This window comes from Nonomuraea harbinensis (assembly GCF_019396385.1).
GTDB classification, from domain to species: domain Bacteria; phylum Actinomycetota; class Actinomycetes; order Streptosporangiales; family Streptosporangiaceae; genus Nonomuraea; species Nonomuraea ferruginea.
Genome location: NZ_JAHKRN010000022.1, coordinates 96,475 through 112,039, shown reverse-complemented (window position 1 = coordinate 112,039; position 15,565 = coordinate 96,475). Strand labels below are relative to the sequence as shown.

11 protein-coding genes are annotated in these 15,565 nt (G+C 72.9%); 7 read left to right on the top strand and 4 right to left on the bottom strand.

The features are described from left to right. The first annotated feature begins 311 nt into the window (after positions 1 to 311). On the top strand, positions 312 to 1,121 hold the full coding sequence (locus KME79_RS23210) for an ABC transporter permease (RefSeq protein WP_308249014.1): 810 nt from the start codon (positions 312 to 314) through the stop codon (positions 1,119 to 1,121). Beyond that, positions 1,118 to 2,728, top strand: a complete 1,611-nt coding sequence (locus tag KME79_RS23205) for a dipeptide ABC transporter ATP-binding protein (protein ID WP_219546279.1) — start codon at positions 1,118 to 1,120, stop codon at positions 2,726 to 2,728. The genes KME79_RS23210 and KME79_RS23205 overlap by 4 nt, the downstream gene beginning before the upstream one ends. Here KME79_RS23205 and KME79_RS23200 read toward each other — a convergent pair. After that, entirely contained in the window at positions 2,706 to 4,427 is a 1,722-nt protein-coding gene (locus KME79_RS23200; RefSeq protein ID WP_219546278.1) for a DUF4132 domain-containing protein, read from the bottom strand. The two genes, KME79_RS23205 and KME79_RS23200, sit on opposite strands and share 23 nt — an antisense overlap. A 176-nt stretch (positions 4,428 to 4,603) precedes the next feature. On the opposite strand from KME79_RS23200, the gene KME79_RS23195 reads away from it, so the two are divergent. The 3 genes from KME79_RS23195 to KME79_RS23185 all read left to right on the top strand — a co-directional run bounded on the left by KME79_RS23195 (position 4,604) and on the right by KME79_RS23185 (position 9,365). Then, positions 4,604 to 5,899 carry an aspartate aminotransferase family protein gene (locus KME79_RS23195; protein WP_219546277.1) on the top strand — a complete coding sequence of 432 codons (1,296 nt, stop codon included), beginning with the start codon at positions 4,604 to 4,606 and terminating at the stop codon, positions 5,897 to 5,899. Positions 5,900 to 5,923: 24 nt separating this feature from the next. After that, the gene (locus tag KME79_RS23190; RefSeq protein ID WP_148033105.1) at positions 5,924 to 6,967 is read left to right on the top strand and encodes a LacI family DNA-binding transcriptional regulator; all 1,044 of its coding nucleotides are present in this window, start codon (positions 5,924 to 5,926) and stop codon (positions 6,965 to 6,967) included. Between the two features lie 172 nt (positions 6,968 to 7,139). Beyond that, on the top strand, positions 7,140 to 9,365 hold the full coding sequence (locus tag KME79_RS23185; RefSeq protein ID WP_219546276.1) for a rhamnogalacturonan lyase family protein: 2,226 nt from the start codon (positions 7,140 to 7,142) through the stop codon (positions 9,363 to 9,365). Here the strand turns inward: KME79_RS23185 and KME79_RS23180 are convergent. After that, complete coding sequence (locus KME79_RS23180) at positions 9,353 to 10,546, bottom strand: MFS transporter (RefSeq protein ID WP_219546275.1); 1,194 nt, start codon at positions 10,544 to 10,546, stop codon at positions 9,353 to 9,355. The genes KME79_RS23185 and KME79_RS23180 overlap by 13 nt on opposite strands. A gap of 334 nt (positions 10,547 to 10,880) precedes the next feature. Here KME79_RS23180 and KME79_RS23175 point away from each other — a divergent pair, with 334 nt between their 5' ends. Together KME79_RS23175 and KME79_RS23170 are read left to right on the top strand one after the other, a co-directional pair. Next, on the top strand, positions 10,881 to 12,281 hold the full coding sequence (locus KME79_RS23175) for an MFS transporter (RefSeq protein WP_246640269.1): 1,401 nt from the start codon (positions 10,881 to 10,883) through the stop codon (positions 12,279 to 12,281). Between the two features lie 11 nt (positions 12,282 to 12,292). Then, on the top strand, positions 12,293 to 13,108 hold the full coding sequence (locus KME79_RS23170) for a ChbG/HpnK family deacetylase (RefSeq protein WP_219546273.1): 816 nt from the start codon (positions 12,293 to 12,295) through the stop codon (positions 13,106 to 13,108). Positions 13,109 to 13,138: 30 nt separating this feature from the next. On the opposite strand, the gene KME79_RS23165 is transcribed toward KME79_RS23170, so the two are convergent. Then, a complete protein-coding gene (locus tag KME79_RS23165) occupies positions 13,139 to 14,590 on the bottom strand; it encodes an MDR family MFS transporter (protein WP_308249013.1) in 1,452 nt (483 codons plus the stop codon). 226 nt (positions 14,591 to 14,816) lie between these two features. Continuing rightward, positions 14,817 to 15,476: a TetR/AcrR family transcriptional regulator gene (locus tag KME79_RS23160; protein WP_219546272.1), complete on the bottom strand. Its 660-nt coding sequence runs from the start codon at positions 15,474 to 15,476 to the stop codon at positions 14,817 to 14,819. Between the last annotated feature and the right edge of the window lie 89 nt (positions 15,477 to 15,565).

Below are 15,565 nucleotides of genomic sequence, written 5' to 3'. Positions count from 1 at the left end.
CCCCGACCTCCCGCGGCACCGCCCGCCCCGCCGACTCCCTCCCTCCCGACGACCCGCGCCGCGCCGTCGAGTCCTCCCATCGGCCCGCTTCCGAAGTTCCGGGCGGCGCTGTCGGCTCCTCCCATCAGCCCGCTCCCGAGGACCTGCGCGGCGCTGTCGAGCCCTCCCATCGGCCCGCTTCCGAAGATTCGCGCCGCGCCGTCGAACCCGCTCCCGAGGATCCGCGCCGCGTCGGCCGGTCCTCGCGTGAGGGCCGGGGGCGTGGTGGGCGGTTCGGGTCTGTGGGGCTGCGCCGTCTCTTCCGTCCTGCTGTGCGCGGGAACGTCCTGGGGTGGCTCGTACCGGGTGCTCTGCTCGCGCTGCTGGCCCTCGCTGTAGCCGCGCCCGGTCTGCTGACGGCCGCCGACCCCCTGGCCGCCGACCCGATGGACGCGCTCGCCCCGCCCGGCGGCGCCCACTGGTTCGGCAGCGACCACCTCGGCCGCGACGTGCTGGCCAGGGTCGTGTACGGGGCCCGCCACTCCATCAGCATCGGCGTGGCCGCCACCGTCCTGGCGGTCACCTCCGGCGTGCTGCTCGGCCTGGCCGCCGGGCTGTCGCCGAAGTGGCTGGACGAGGCGCTGGCCCGCTCGTTCGACGTGCTGTCCACCCTGCCCGAACTGCTGCTCGCCCTGCTCATCGTGGCGATCACCGGTCCGGGGACGATGAACGTGATCTTCGCGATCGCCGTCGCCCAGATCCCCAACTACGCCCGCGTGGTCCGCGCCCAGACCTTCGTCGTCCGCCGCTCCGGCTACGTCGAGCAGGCCGTCACCTTCGGCCGCTCCCGCCTGGCGATCACCGCGGGGCACGTGCTGCCGAACGTGCTCGGCCCGATCCCTGTCCTGGCCACCATCGGACTCGGACAGGCCGTGATCGCCGGTTCCGGGCTCAGCTTCCTCGGCATGGGACCGCAGCCGCCCGCCGCCGAGTGGGGCGCGATGCTCTCCGAGGCCCGCAACTACCTGCGGGTCGCCTGGTGGGAGGCGTTCTTCCCGGGCCTCGCGATCACGCTCACCGTCGTCTGCCTGACCGTCGTCGGACGCCGCCTGCAACGCCGTTTCGAGGGGAGGACGCCATGACCTCGCTGGTGACCGTGGAGGACCTGCGGGTGAGCTTCGGCGGCGCCGAGGTCGTGGGCGGCATCTCGCTGTCGGTGGCGCCCGGCGAGTGCGTGGCGATCGTCGGCGAGTCCGGCTCCGGCAAGAGCGTCACCGCCCGCACCCTGCTCGGCCTCGCCGGCCCCGGCTCGGAGGTCCGGGCCGGGGCGTTCCGCGTGTCCGGCGGGGACGCCCTCGCCTTCACCCCGGCCGACTGGCGGCGGCTGCGCGGCGGGTTCGCCGGACTCGTCCTGCAGGACGCGCTGGTCTCGCTGGACCCGCTGCGCACGGTGGGCGCCGAGATCGCCGAGGTGCTCGCCGTCCACGACGTCGTGCCCCGGGCCCGCCGCGCGGACCGGGTGCTGGAACTGCTGGACGCGGTGGGCGTGCCCGAGCCCGCGACCCGCGCCGGCCAGTATCCCCACCAGCTCTCCGGCGGGCTGCGGCAGCGGGCCCTGATCGCCTCCGCCATCGCCGCCGACCCGCCGCTGATCATCGCCGACGAGCCGACCACGGCGCTCGACGTCACCGTCCAGGCCCAGATCCTGCGGCTGCTCGCCGAGCGCCGGGCCGCCGGGACCGCGCTGCTGCTGATCAGCCACGATCTGGCCGTGGTCGCCTCGATCGCCGACCGCATCCTGGTCATGAAGGACGGCCGGATCGTGGAGGAAGGCCCCGCCAGCGACGTGCTGTCCGCGCCCGCCCACGACTACACCCGGGCGCTGCTGGCCGCCGTCCCGTCCGCGGCCTCCCGCGGCACCCGCCTCACCACCGGCGCCCCGCGCGCCCGCGCCACTCCTGACCTGTCCGCCCGGGTCCTCGCCGGGACCGGGCTCGCCCGCTCGTACGGCTCCCGCCGCGTCGTCCACGACGTCTTCTTCACCCTGCACGCCGGAGAGACGCTCGGCGTCGTGGGGGAGTCCGGGTCGGGCAAGACCACGCTCGCCCGGCTCGTACTCGGCCTGCTCGAACCCGGCGCCGGCCAGGTCACCCTGCACGGGCAGCCGTGGAGCCGCCGGCCCGAACGCGCCCGCCGCCCGCTGCGCCCCCGCATCCAGCTCGTCTCCCAGAACCCGCTCGACTCCTTCGACCCGCGCCACACCGTCGGCCGCCTGATCGCCGAGCCGCTCCGCCTGCCCCGGGCCGGACGCCGCGAGCGCGTCCTCGACCTGCTGGCCCGCGTCGGCCTGCCGCCCGGGACGGCCGCCCGCCACCCCAGGGAGCTGTCCGGCGGCCAGCGCCAGCGCGTCGCCATCGCCCGCGCCCTCGGCCCCCGCCCCGACGTGCTGGTCTGCGACGAGCCGGTCTCCGCGCTCGACGTCTCGATCCAGGCGCAGGTGCTCGACCTGCTCGCCGACATCCAGGACGAGTACGGCACCGCGATGGTGTTCATCTCCCACGACCTGGGTGTGGTCCATCACGTGGCCGATCGCGTGCTGGTCATGAAGGACGGCCGGGTCGTGGAGGAGGGCGACGTCACGGAGGTGTTCGCCCGGCCGCGCGACCCCTACACGCGCGCCCTGGTGGCCTCCGTGCCCCGGCCGGCGCGGGCCGACGCCGCGTGGATCAAGCCTGGAGCCGGGCGGTGATGGACGGGCCGGAGGCGGCCACGAACAGGTCGACGTCGCGCATGGCCTCGCTGAACACCGGCGCGGGCACGTCCGTCAACGGCGCGGCGCGCCACCCGCCCTCCACGAGACGGTCGAAGCCGACCTCTCCCGTGATCGCGTGGTCCTCGTCGTACAGGTGGTGGCTCAGCCTCGCCCGCCACCGTCCGCCCGCCATCACACGCCGGGCGTCGCCGTCGAGCTCGGCGCCGTCCCACGCCCCCAGGAAGGCGGACGTCCAGCCCCGCTCCTTGAACAGCGCGCGGAGCCTGCGGTAACGCACCACCTGCTCGGCGAACCGGTGGGAGGAGACGCCGCTCGCCTCCTCGGCCGAGGTGATCAGGTAGACCTCGCGGAAGGCCTGCTTGAACGGCTGGCGCAGCTCCTCGCCCCGCACCACCTCCCGCCAGGCGCGCACCTCCTCGGCCCGCGCGCGGGCCGGATGCCACAGCCGCACCGGCACGTCCGGCACGGTCAGCCCCAGCTCGGCGCGCCACACGCCGGGCGAGACCTCGAACTCCCAGATGAGCCGGTCCGTGATCGGATGCCCCTCCAGCAGCCGGTACGGCGGAGCCGACGTGCCGGCGCACCCGGCTTCCAGCGCCCTGACCAGGGTGGCCCGCTGCTGCCGGGTCCGCTTGACCAGCTCGCGCAGCCGCCCGACCTCCTCGGGGTGCTCCCGCGTGACCGCCACGGGAACCGTCTTCAGCTTCCGGTCGCCGTGCCACCACGACAGCTCGACCTCGTCGTCGGCCGAGATCACCGCCGTGTGCTCGCCGACGGCCTGCAGCACCGGCCCGTCGGGCAGCCGGAACGCCACCTCCAGCCGGTCGGCCAGGGCGGGCTCGACGCGCTTGAGCATGCGGGCGAGCTGCCTGGGCACCCCGGCGTGCCGGGTGGCCCGGCCCGCGGCGCGGAGCGCCGAGACCACCTCGGGGGTCGGGTGCTCCTCGGCCGCGCGGGCGATCTCGAAGAGCACCGCCTGGGAAGGCAGCGTCCCGGCCCCGGTGGGCGCCACCGCGACCCCGCGGACCAGCGTGTCGAGCAACCCGGGCAGCCAGGGCTCGTCCCGCATGAGGGCCAGCCGCACGGCCCGGCCGATGGCCGCCTTCTCCCCGCTGCCGAACGCCTTCTCCGCCTCGTACGGGATCTCGCCGGCCTGGATCGCCGCGACGCGGGCCGCGGCCGTCTCCAGAGCCGTCCGGGCGAACTCCGGGTAGCCGGGCAGGCCGCCGAGCCAGTCGGCCAGGCCGGGCGGCGGCGGCCCGTCCGGCCGCACCGCCTCCCAGAACAGCGACCGCCGCTCCACGTCCCAGCCGAGCAGCACGTCCAGCTCGGCGACCGCGATCGGCCCGCGCTCCCCGGCGAACCGGGCGCGCACCTCGGCGTCCATGCCGGCCAGCCCCGCCGCCACCACGACCATGACGGGGTCGTCCGACCGCCGCCCGTCCTCCAGGAGGCGCCCGACCAGCTCGCGGGCCGGCGCGACCAGCACCTGCCGGGCAGGCTCGCCGAGCGCGTACCGGACCGACACCGGGATGCCGTCGCCGTCCGGGATCGGCGAGCCGCCCAGCCCGACGAACCCGACGCTCAGCCGGGAGGCGTCCGGCCAGTAGGTGGGGTCGTTCGCGGTGCCGGTGAGCAGGTTGAGAAGACGCTGCGCGAGGGGGGAGAGGTGCATGCGGATCGTCCCTGTCGGAGGCGGGTTCGGCGGTGCAAGATCTAGCAGCAGCGGGCGACAGAATGAGACCGCCGCGGGCGGGCGGCTGCGCGCGGGCTTGTGACGGCTCCCGCCGTTGATCGAAGATGGCCACGGTGAGGCACGCGGCGTCTCGGCGCGGCCGGAGAGGACTGGCGATGGACACGACGTTCTGGGACGAGGCGGACCGCCTCCTGGTCCGCTACGGAGGCACTTTCACCCCGCGGGTCATCGAACGGGCCTCCGGCGCGCATGTCTTCGACCGCCAGGGCAGGCCGATCCTCGACTTCACCTCGGGGCAGATGAGCGCCATCCTCGGCCACGCGCACCCCGACATCGTGGCCATCGTCTCGTCCGCGGTCGCGTCGCTCGGCCACCTCTACAGCGGCATGCTCAGCGCCCCGGTCGTGGACCTCGCCGCCAGGCTCACCGCGACCCTGCCTCCGGCGCTGGGCAAGATGCTGCTGCTCACCACGGGGGCGGAGGCGAACGAGGCCGCGATCAAGATGGCCAAGCTCGCCACCGGCCGCTACGAGATCGTCTCCTTCGACCGCTCGTGGCACGGCATGACCCAGGGCGCGGCCTCGGCGACCTTCTCGGCCGGGCGGCGCGGCTACGGCCCGCCGACGCCGGGCAACCTCGCGCTGCCCGCGCCGAACGCCTACCGGTCGCCGTTCCGGTCCTCCGACGGGTCGCACGACTGGGAGGCGGAGCTCGCCTACGGCTTCGCCCTGGTCGACCAGCAGTCCGCGGGGAGCCTCGCCGCCTGTCTCGTCGAGCCCATCCTGTCGTCGGGCGGGATCATCGACCTGCCGCCCGGCTACCTGCGCCGCCTCAGGGAGCTGTGCGACGAGCGCGGCATGCTGCTGATCCTCGACGAGGCGCAGACCGGCCTCGGCCGCACCGGCGCCATGTACGCGTTCGAGCGCGACGGGATCGCCCCCGACATCCTGACGCTGTCGAAGACCCTCGGAGCCGGGCTGCCCGTGGCGGCCGTCGTCACCACCGCCGAGATCGAGCAGGTCTGCCACGACCGGGGCTTCCTCTTCTACACCACGCACGTCTCCGACCCGCTGGCCGCCTCCGTCGCGCTGACGGTGCTGGACGTCATCGAGCGTGACGCCCTCGTCGAGCGCGCCGCCCGGCTCGGCGACCGGCTCGCCGACCGGCTGCTCGATCTCCGCGACAGGTACGAGGTCGTCGGCGACGTCCGCGGCCGTGGCCTGCTCCAGGGCATCGAGCTGGTGGAGGACAAGCGGAGCAAGGCGCCCGCCGACGCGCTGGGCGACGCCGTCACCTCGGCCTGCCTCGAACGGGGCCTGCACATGAACATCGTCCAGTTGCCCGGCATGGGAGGCATCTTCCGCATCGCCCCGCCGCTCACGATCACCGACGACGAGCTGCACACCGGCGTCGACATCCTCGAAGCGTCGCTCAAGGCCGTGGCCGGGTGAGATGACCCCGGATATGGTGCTGCGGTGATCCGGGACGCTTCGGCCGCTTCCGCGCCGCGCCGCGCCGGCATGCGGCAGGTCGCGAAAGAGGCGGGCGTCTCCCCGACGACCGTGAGCAACGTGCTGAACAACCCCGAGCTCGTGGCCGAGGAGACGCGCCGGCGCGTGCACGCGGCCATGGAGCGCGTCGGCTACCTGCCGAACGACGCCGCCAGGCGGTTACGGGGCGCGCCCAGCCCGCTGGTCGGCGCGGTGACCCTCGACATCGCCGGGCCGTTCTTCACCGAGGTGTGCCGCGGCGTCGAGGACAGGCTGCTCCAGGACGGCTGCATGCTCATGACCTGCAGCACCGACCTGCAGCCCGGGCGGGAGCAGCACTACCTCCAGGAGCTGGAGAAGCAGGGCGTGCGCGGGGTGCTCATCACCCCGGTCGAGACCGACCTGGACCCGCTGGTCACCCTGGCCGGGCGCGGCGTCCCGGTGGTGCTGCTGGATCACAGGTCCGACGGCCGGCTGTGCTCGGTGTCGATCGACAACCAGTGGGGCGGCGAGCAGGTCGCCACCCACCTGATCGAGCTGGGGCACCGGCGGATCGCCCTGCTGGGCGCGTCGATCGAGGTGCAGCAGACCGCCGAGCGCCACGCCGGGGTGCGCAGGGCGTTCGAGCGGGCCGGCCTGGACCCCGGCAGGGGCGTGCTGGACGTCCGGGTGCCGTCGCCCGACATCACGGTGACCGCCGCGGCGGCGCTGGAGGACGTGCTGAGCGCCGCCGACCCGCCCACCGCGATCCTCTGCCTCAACGACGCGGCGGCCCTCGGGGTGATCGGCGGCCTGCGCGAACGGGGGATCGCGGTGCCGCAGGAGATGTCCGTGGTCGGGTACGACGACGTGGCGTTCGCCGCGCAGCTCGCCCCGCCGCTGACCACGGTGTGGCAGCCGAAGCGCGAGCTGGGCCGGGTCGCGGCGGAGCTGCTCCTGGACGAGGCCCGGCCGGGTCACCGGCATCAGAAGCTCGTCTACCGGCCGCGGCTGGTCGTCCGCGAGTCGACGGCGGCGCCCCGCCGCTGAGCGCGCCGATCCCGAAAGTTTCACGCTTCCGCGCCCGGCCCGCCGCTCTGACCTGAAAGGTAACAACCCGGCCCGTCAGGAGAGCCCGGCCACGATTGAACTCTGAGCAGGGGATTTCTACGGTGTAGGCGCTCAGCGGTCCATCGAAACCTCCCTTCTGATTGGACGCTCAATGAAACGTTTATCCCGTCCAACGCGCCTCGTCGCGGCGCTCGGCAGCACGGTCTGCCTGGTGGTCGCGGGCGCCGTCGCCCTCCCCTCGCACGCCGCGGCGGTGGCGTGCGAAGTCGACTACGCCGTGGCCGCCCAGTGGCCCGGCGGGTTCACCGCCAACGTGACCATCCGGAACGTGGGCGAGGCGGTCAACGGCTGGCGCCTCGACTGGTCGTTCACCGCCGGGCAGCAGGTCAGCCAGGCGTGGAACGCCACCGCCACGCAGAACGGCTCCGCCGTCAGGGCCGTGGACGCCGGCCACAACGCCGCGATCCCGCAGGGCGGCAGCGCGACGTTCGGCTTCAACGCCTCCTGGAACGGCTCCAGCAACCCCGCTCCTGCCTCGTTCGCGCTCAACGGCGTCACCTGCACCGGCGACCCCGGCGAGCCGACCCCCACCGTGACCCCGACAGTGACCCCGACCGTCACGCAGACGCCCGTGCCCGAAGGGAACAAGCAGGCCGAGGACCTCGACCGCGGTCTGATCAGCGTCCGCTCCGGCAGCGGCAACCTGGTCTCCTGGCGGCTGCTGGGCAACGAGGCGCGCGCGACGTCCTTCAACGTCTACCGGGGCGGCACGCGCGTCGCGACCGTCACGAACTCCACCAACTACCTGGACTCCGGCGCGGCGAGCGACGCCTCCTACACGGTGCGCCCGGTCACCGGCGGGACCGAGGGTCCGGCCTCGGAGCCCGCGCTCCGGTTCGCGAGCGGCTATCTCGACGTGCCCATCTCGCCGCCCAGCGGCGGCCACCACGCCAACGACGCCAGCGTGGGCGACCTGGACGGCGACGGCCGCCTGGACCTGGTGCTGAAGTGGGAGGCGAACAACTCCAAGGACAACTCCCAGTCCGGCGTGACCGACCCCGTCTACATCGACGGCATCAAGCTGGACGGCACCCGCCTGTGGCGGATCAACCTGGGCCGCAACATCCGCGCCGGCGCGCACTACACGCAGTTCCAGGTCTACGACTACGACGGCGACGGCAGGGCCGAGGTCGCGATGAAGACCGCCGACGGCACCGTGGACGGCCGCGGCACCGTCATCGGCGTCGCGAGCGCCGACCACCGCAACTCCAGCGGCTACGTCCTGTCCGGCCCCGAGTATCTGACCATGTTCAACGGCCAGACCGGCGCCGCCATGTCCACGGTGAACTACGACCCGCCCCGCGGCACCGTCTCCTCCTGGGGCGACAACTACGGCAACCGGGTGGACCGGTTCCTGGCCGGCACCGCCTACCTGGACGGCCGGCGGCCCAGCCTGATCATGGCCCGCGGCTACTACACCCGCAGCGTGATCGCCGCCTGGGACTTCCGCGCCGGCGCGCTCGTCAAGCGCTGGACGTTCGACTCCAACGCCTCCGGCAACGGCTCGTACGCCGGCCAGGGCAACCACGCGCTCACCATCGGCGACGTGGACGGCGACGGACGCGACGAGATCGTGTACGGTGCGGCCGCCATCGACGACAACGGCCGCGGCCTCTGGAACGTCGGATGGGGCCACGGCGACGCCGCCCACCTGGGCGACCTCAACCCCGCCAGGGCGGGCCAGGAGTACGTGAAGATCTCCGAGTCGGCGAGCCGGCCGGGGCTGTACATGGTCGACGCCCGTAACGGCCAGGTGCTGTGGCAGACCGGCACCGGCTCCGGGTCCGACGGGGAGGGGCCGGGCCGCGGCGTGGCCGGAGACGTCTACGCCGGCAGCCCAGGCGCCGAGTCCTGGGCCGCGGGCGCGGGACAGAACGGGCTGCGCAACACCTCCGGCACGGTGGTCGGCCGCCAGCCGTCCTCGGCCAACTTCCTGTCCTGGTGGGACGGCGACCCGGTGCGCGAGCTGCTGGACCAGACCCGGATCGACAAGTACGGCACCGGCGGCGAGACCCGCCTGCTGACCGCCTCCGGGGTGCACAGCAACAACGGCACCAAGGCGACCCCGTCACTGTCGGGCGACATCCTGGGCGACTGGCGTGAAGAGGTCATCTGGCCCACCACCGACGACCGCGCCCTGCGGATCTACTCCACGCCCCACGCGACCACCACCAAGATCCACACCCTGCTGCACGACCCGCAGTACCGGGTGGCCCTGGCCTGGCAGAACACCGCCTACAACCAGCCGCCGCACCCGAGCTTCTTCATAGGCGACGGCATGGGCACCCCACCCCAGCCCGACGTCTACCTGCGCTGATCGCCGGCGGAGGTCGCGGGAGAGCGGGCGCCGACGGCGGGCGCCAGGAAGACGGCGGAGACGACGAAGGCGAGCACCACCAGCATGGCCGCGCGCAGACCCCAGTGGTCGCCGAGGAAGCCGAGCGCGGGCGGGCCCACGAGGAAGGCGATGTAGCCGATCGTGGCCACCAGGCTGACGCGCGCGGTCTCGTCCGGCCCCGACTCTCCCGCGGCCGACAGCGCGACGGGGAAGCCCAGCGACGCGCCGAGACCCCAGAGCAGCACCGCCGTCCCCGCCAGGACGGCGTGGTCCGAGAAGATCACCACGAGGAGGCCCAGCGCTCCGAAGACGGCGCTGGCGCGCATGACGGCGGCGCGCCCGTAGCGGTCCAGGAAGAAGGCGCCGCAGAAGCGGCCGACGGTCATGGCGGCGGCGAACCCGGTGTAGACCAGGGAGCCGGACGCGGCGCTGAAGCCGTGCCCGTCCACCATGAGCAGCGGCAGCCAGTCGTTGGCGGCACCCTCGGCCAGGGCCATCGCCAGCACGATCGCGCCGATCAGGAGGAGCCTGCCGTCCTTCCAGACCTGCGGCTTCGACCGGCCGGTGCGGGTCTCGTCCGGCAGGCTCCTCCCGGTGCCCGCGGGAATGGCGCGGATGGCGTACCAGAAGATCGCGGCGGTGATCACGGTGACCGCGGCCAGATGCCAGTGGACCGGGAGGCGGGCGGCCGTGGCCGCGATGCCCGCGCAGGCGCCGATGACGGTGCCCAGGCTGAAGCAGCCGTGCATGGTGGGCATCGTCGTCGTGCCGCTGATGCGTTCGACGTCGGCGCCGTCGACGTTGATGGCGACCTCGCCCGCTCCCATGCCCGCGCCGAACGCGAACAGGCCCGCCGTGACGAGGAGCGCGGACGACGTCAGGGCGCCCGCCGCGATGACCGCCGTGCTCGCGACGATCAGCCCGGTGCCCGCGCCGATGACCGGCCGGGTCCCGTAACGGGAGACGAAGCGGCCGGAGCACAGGATCCCGATCATCGAGCCGAGCGACAGGCCGAACAGCACCAGGCCCATCTGGGCGGTGGACGCCTCCAGCCGGTCGCGGAGGTCGGGGGTGCGGGTCACCCATGACGACAGCGCGATCCCGGGGAGGAAGAAGAACAGGAACAGGGCGTGCCGGCGCCGGCGCGTGGCGAAGTCCATGCGGGGAGATCTCCGTGGGGGTGCGGACAGTCCGGCAGGTCTGGGGCTTCCGCGCCCACCGAGCGTACAGAAGCATGTTAATGGGGACGTTGATGCACATTCTGCCCCGATCCGATCTTGTCGTGCCGGGCCGGATGTGCGCGACAAGATCCCAGCTATTGACGCCGTACGGCACTTGTCTGCATCTTCTTATGCGAGTTGTCGAACACGTGTGAGCAGCCATCGAGCGTTGCATCCGGTGGGGCGTCGCACCAGCAGGGAAGGTGATCGCTTGTCCCGGCCCGGTACGGCCCCCGCTCCGGCGCGGACACCCGCGTGGCGCTACGCCATCGGGATGTTCGGCACATCGATCCCGATCAACATGATCAAGGGATCGATGATCCTCTTCTACGTCGACATCCTCGGGCTCGACGTGCGCGCCTACGGCGTGGTCATGGTGATCTACGCGATCATCGACGCGATCGACAACCCCGTGCTCGGCCACCTCTCCGACCGCACCCGGAGCAGGTTCGGCCGGCGCCGGCCGTGGCTGCTCGTCGGCGCGCCGATGCTCGCGGCCTGCATGATCGGCTTCTTCTCCGCGCCGGCTTCGCTGGACGGCATCGGCCTCCTGCTCTGGTTCGCGGTGTTCGCGATCCTCTGCGAGGCCTTCGACTCGATGCTCAACGCCAACTACGGAGCGCTGCTCCCCGAGCTCTACCCGCGCGAGCGTGACCGCGCCGTCGCCAACGGGCTGCGCCAGGGCTTCCAGCTCGTGGCGCTGGTCATCTCGCTCGCGGTCACCCCGCTGCTCACCACGCAGGTGTTCGGCACCGAGGAGACCACCCAGGGCTTCCAGACCACCGCGATCATCTACGGCGCGATCGCGCTGGTCGTGATCGTGTTCATGGCGCTCGGCGCCCGCGAGAACCCCCGCTACTCCACCCGCGAACGGCCGCCGTTGCTGGGCAGCGTGTGGTCGATCGTGCGCAACCGGATGTTCTGGACGGTCGGGCTCACCGGCGCCTGCTACGGGATCGCCATGGCGCTCGTGCTCTCGGGCATCCAGCTGTACGTCCGCTACTCGCTGGGGCTCCCGGTCGGCAACGCGCTCTACCTGCAGGGCATCGTCATCCTCGTCTCGGCCGGCGGCCTCGTGGTGTGGACGCGCGTCGTCGCGCGCCGCGGCGCCCTGTGGGCCTGGCGGGTCGCCTTCGCGGTCCTCGCGGCCAGCTTCGCCGCCCTGTTCCTCGCCACCGACCTGGTCACCGCGATCGCCGCCGGGGTGCTGGTCGGGGCCGGCTGGTCGGGGATGCTCGCGACGAACGACCTCATCGTGGCGCGGGTGCTGGACGCCGACGCGGCGCGCAACGGGGAACACCGCGAAGGGCTCTTCCTGTCGGCGTTCGGCTTCTTCGGCCGGCTCAACGGGATCGTGACCGGGCTCTCGCTCACCTCGCTCGGCGTCTTCTTCGGCTACAACTCCGGCGACGACCCCGGCGCCGACCCCGGCCTCGCGTTCCGCGTGTACCTGTGCGTCTACCCGTTCATCCTGACGACGATCGGCGCGGTCGCGGCCCGCTTCGTCTCGGTCCCCCTCGAAACACCCCCCGAAGCCTCCGAACCACCCCCTGGCCCCGCATCCCCCACCCCAACGGCGGACCCACCCCACGGTTCGGCGGCGGAGCCGTCCCCCGGGTCGGTGGCCGAGCCGTCCCCCGGGGTTGGGGACGAGGCTGTGGAGGGGCCGCGGTGAGGCGCCGGGTCGTGATCACGGCTGATGACCTCGGGCGGGAGAGCGGGACGACCGAGGTGATCGTGTCGCTGCTCGCCGAGGGGCATGTCAGCGCGACGACGCTCATCTGCGTCTCGCCGGTCGCGGAGGAGGCGGCCGGACAGGTGCGCGAGCTCGGCGTACTGCCTCGGGTGCACGTCACGCTCACGAGCGAGCGCGGCGTCCCCCGGTGGCGGCCGCTCGACGGCGCGGCCAGCCTGGTCGAGCCGGACGGGACGCTCAGCGTGGATCCGATGGCTCTGGGCGCTCGCGGGGAGGCCGGGGACGTCATCGGGGAGGCGGACGCGCAGCTGCGGTGGATGCGGGAGCGGGGTTTCACCCCCGTGGCCGCCGACTCCCACGCCGGCACCCTCTACGGCCTGCACGGCAGGTCGTGGCTCGCCGAGGCGCTGGAGTGGTGCGCGCGCCACGGCCTCGCCTTCAGGCTGCCCCGCGACCCGGCGCCGTACTTCGGCGGACCGCTCCCGCCGCCGCTCGCGGCCCTCCACGAGCGCGCCGTCGCGCACGCCGACGCGCTCGGCGTGGCCATCCCCGAGACGATCGCGACCAACCGGAGCACCGCGTCCGAACTCGGCGCGTACGAGCGACTCCGGGACGACTACCTCCGCCGGCTCGCCGCCCTCCCCGAGGGCACGAGCGAGTTGTTCCTGCACCCGTCACGCGAGGACGCGGTCGAGGGACCGGACGGCGTCGTGCGGTCCTGGGAGGCCCGGCTGCTGCGCGACCCGGTCTGGCACGACGCCCTCCGGCGCGAGGACGTCGAGGTGGTCGCGGGCTGGTGGCCCTGACGCGGGCTTCCCCGTACGGATGATCGAGCCCTACGCGGCGTCCACCTCGCCGGAGGAGGCGGCGCGGGCCGGGAGGAGCAGGGCGGTGACGACCACGACCACGGACAGCGCCGCGCCGATCACGAAGGCCAGCCGCATGCCGCCGAGGTCGGCGAGCACCTCGGTGACCCCCGCCGCCGCCAGCGCTTCGGAGCGCGTGCTCATCACGGTGATCACGAGCGCGGTGCCGAAGGCCGCGGCGACCTGCTGCAGCGTGCTCAGGATCGAGCTGCCGTGGGAGTAGAGCCGCGGCGGGACCGCGCCGAGCCCGAGGGTGAACACCGGGGTGAACGTCGCGGCCAGGCAGACCGACAGCAGCGTGTGCAGGCCGAGGATCTGCCAGTAGGGCATGGTCATCGAGACCTGGGTGAAGCCGGTGAGCGTGAGCATGATGCCGATCGCGCCGGGGATGACCAGCACCCGGCCGCCGTACTTGTCGAACAGGCGGCCGACGGCCGGGCCGAGCAGGCCCATGGCGAGGCCGCCCGGCATCACCAGCAGCCCGGTCTCCAGGGCGCTGAGCCCGCGGACGCTCTGCAGGTAGAGCGGCAGCAGGATCATCGAGCCGAGCATGGCCATGAAGGACACCGCCATCATGATCAGCGCGATCGTGTAGGTGCGGTGGCGCAGGGTGCGCAGGTCGAGCAGCGGCACGCCGCGCTTCTGCAATGACAGCTGGCGGAAGACGAAGACGGCGATGGTCGCCAGCCCGGCCGCCACGATGGCGGCGGCCACCCGGACGTCACCGCCCTCGAACCGGCTGAGCCCGTAGACCAGGCCGCCGAAGCCGGTGGCGGCGGCTGCCACGCTGAACCAGTCGACGCTGCCGAGCTGGGGAGTGCCGACGTTCTCCAGCCGCTTCAGGCCGCCCCACGCGATCAGGGCGGCGATGGGCAGCACCACGGCGAACAGCAGACGCCAGGACCCGAACTGGAGGATCACCCCCGAGACCGTCGGGCCCATCGCGGGCGCGACCGACATGGCCAGGGTGACGTTGCCCATCACCCGGCCCCGGTCCTCCTGGGGCACCACCCGCATCAGCGTGGTCATCAGCAGGGGCATCATCACGGCCGTGCCGGACGCCTGGACGATGCGGGCGGCCAGCAGCACCTCGAACGACGGCGCGACGACGGCCAGCGCCGTGCCGGCCAGGAACAGGCCCATCGCGGTCGAATAGGCGGCGCGGGTGGTGACGCGCTGCAGGAACCAGCCGGTGATCGGGATCACCGCCGCCATGGTCAGCATGAAGGCGGTCGAGAGCCACTGCGCGGTCTGCTCGGTGATGTGCAGCGCGGCCATCAGCTGGGGGATCGCGTTGATCATGATCGTCTCGTTGAGGATGACCACGAACGTGGCGAGCACCAGCAACCGGATCACGGCCGGTGTGCGGCCCGGGGTGGTGGCCACGGGCTTGGCAGGTGGGTCGAGCAGTCGGCTGGACACGGTACCTCGATCGGGATCGTGGGGCGAGACATGGTCATGGCCGGCATCCCGGCACTGTGACTCACTGGAAGTCGTGGTCATGTACAGACTGACGGACGCCACTGACAAAACTCATCGACGACGCCCAGCCTTCCGCCACCCGCCAGGAATTGTCACCCGGTTTTCCGCCGAGAAAACTATGCACTCCAGATAGGGAAGAGGCTTCGTCAAGGAGTCGCCGTAGGGGTCAGGGGGCGAGGAGGGCCGCCGCGAGCACGGTGGCGAGCCAGTCCTCGTACTCGGCCTCGCTCCACCCGCACACCTCGGTCAGCTTCTCGAAGTTCTCCGTCGAGGTGAGCACGTAGATCTGCGCGGCGGCCCTGCCGGGGTCGAGGTCCGGGCGCAGCGCGCCGAGAGCGTGCAGATGCTCGGCCGGTCCGCGGCTTCCGGTCAGCCTTTCCCGCTCGATCCCCGCCAGCACGTCGCGCAGCCCGGTGTCGGACGGGGCCGCGGCGGCCGCCGCGCGCAGCACGCGGTGCACGGGGGTGACGCGCCGGAGGATCGAGGTGGCCATCGCGGCGTACCGGGCCAGCTTGCGTGCCGGGTCGGGCTCCTCGATGATCGCCCGGACCCCGGGCCGGTCGCTCTGCGGCACGGCCAGGGCGTCCCCGGCCAGCGTGATGTCGTAGACCAGCTTCGCCAGCGCGGGCTTGCCGCCGGGGCAGGACGTGTAGAGCGTCTGGACGGCCACGCCGGCGTCGCGCGCGACCTGCGCCATCGTGGTGTCGGCGTACCCCTTGCCGACCATCAGCTCCCGCGCCGCCGTCGCGATCCGCAGCCGGGTCGCCTGCGCGTGTTCGCGGCGCAGGCTGCTGGAGTACGAGCGGCGCTTCCTCGGCTCAGTCATCGCCACCATGCTTCCAGATTTATTGACTGGACTCATCTCTAATGAAAAAGTGCTGATCCAGCCAAAAGGAAGGCATGCTGATGTCCCTG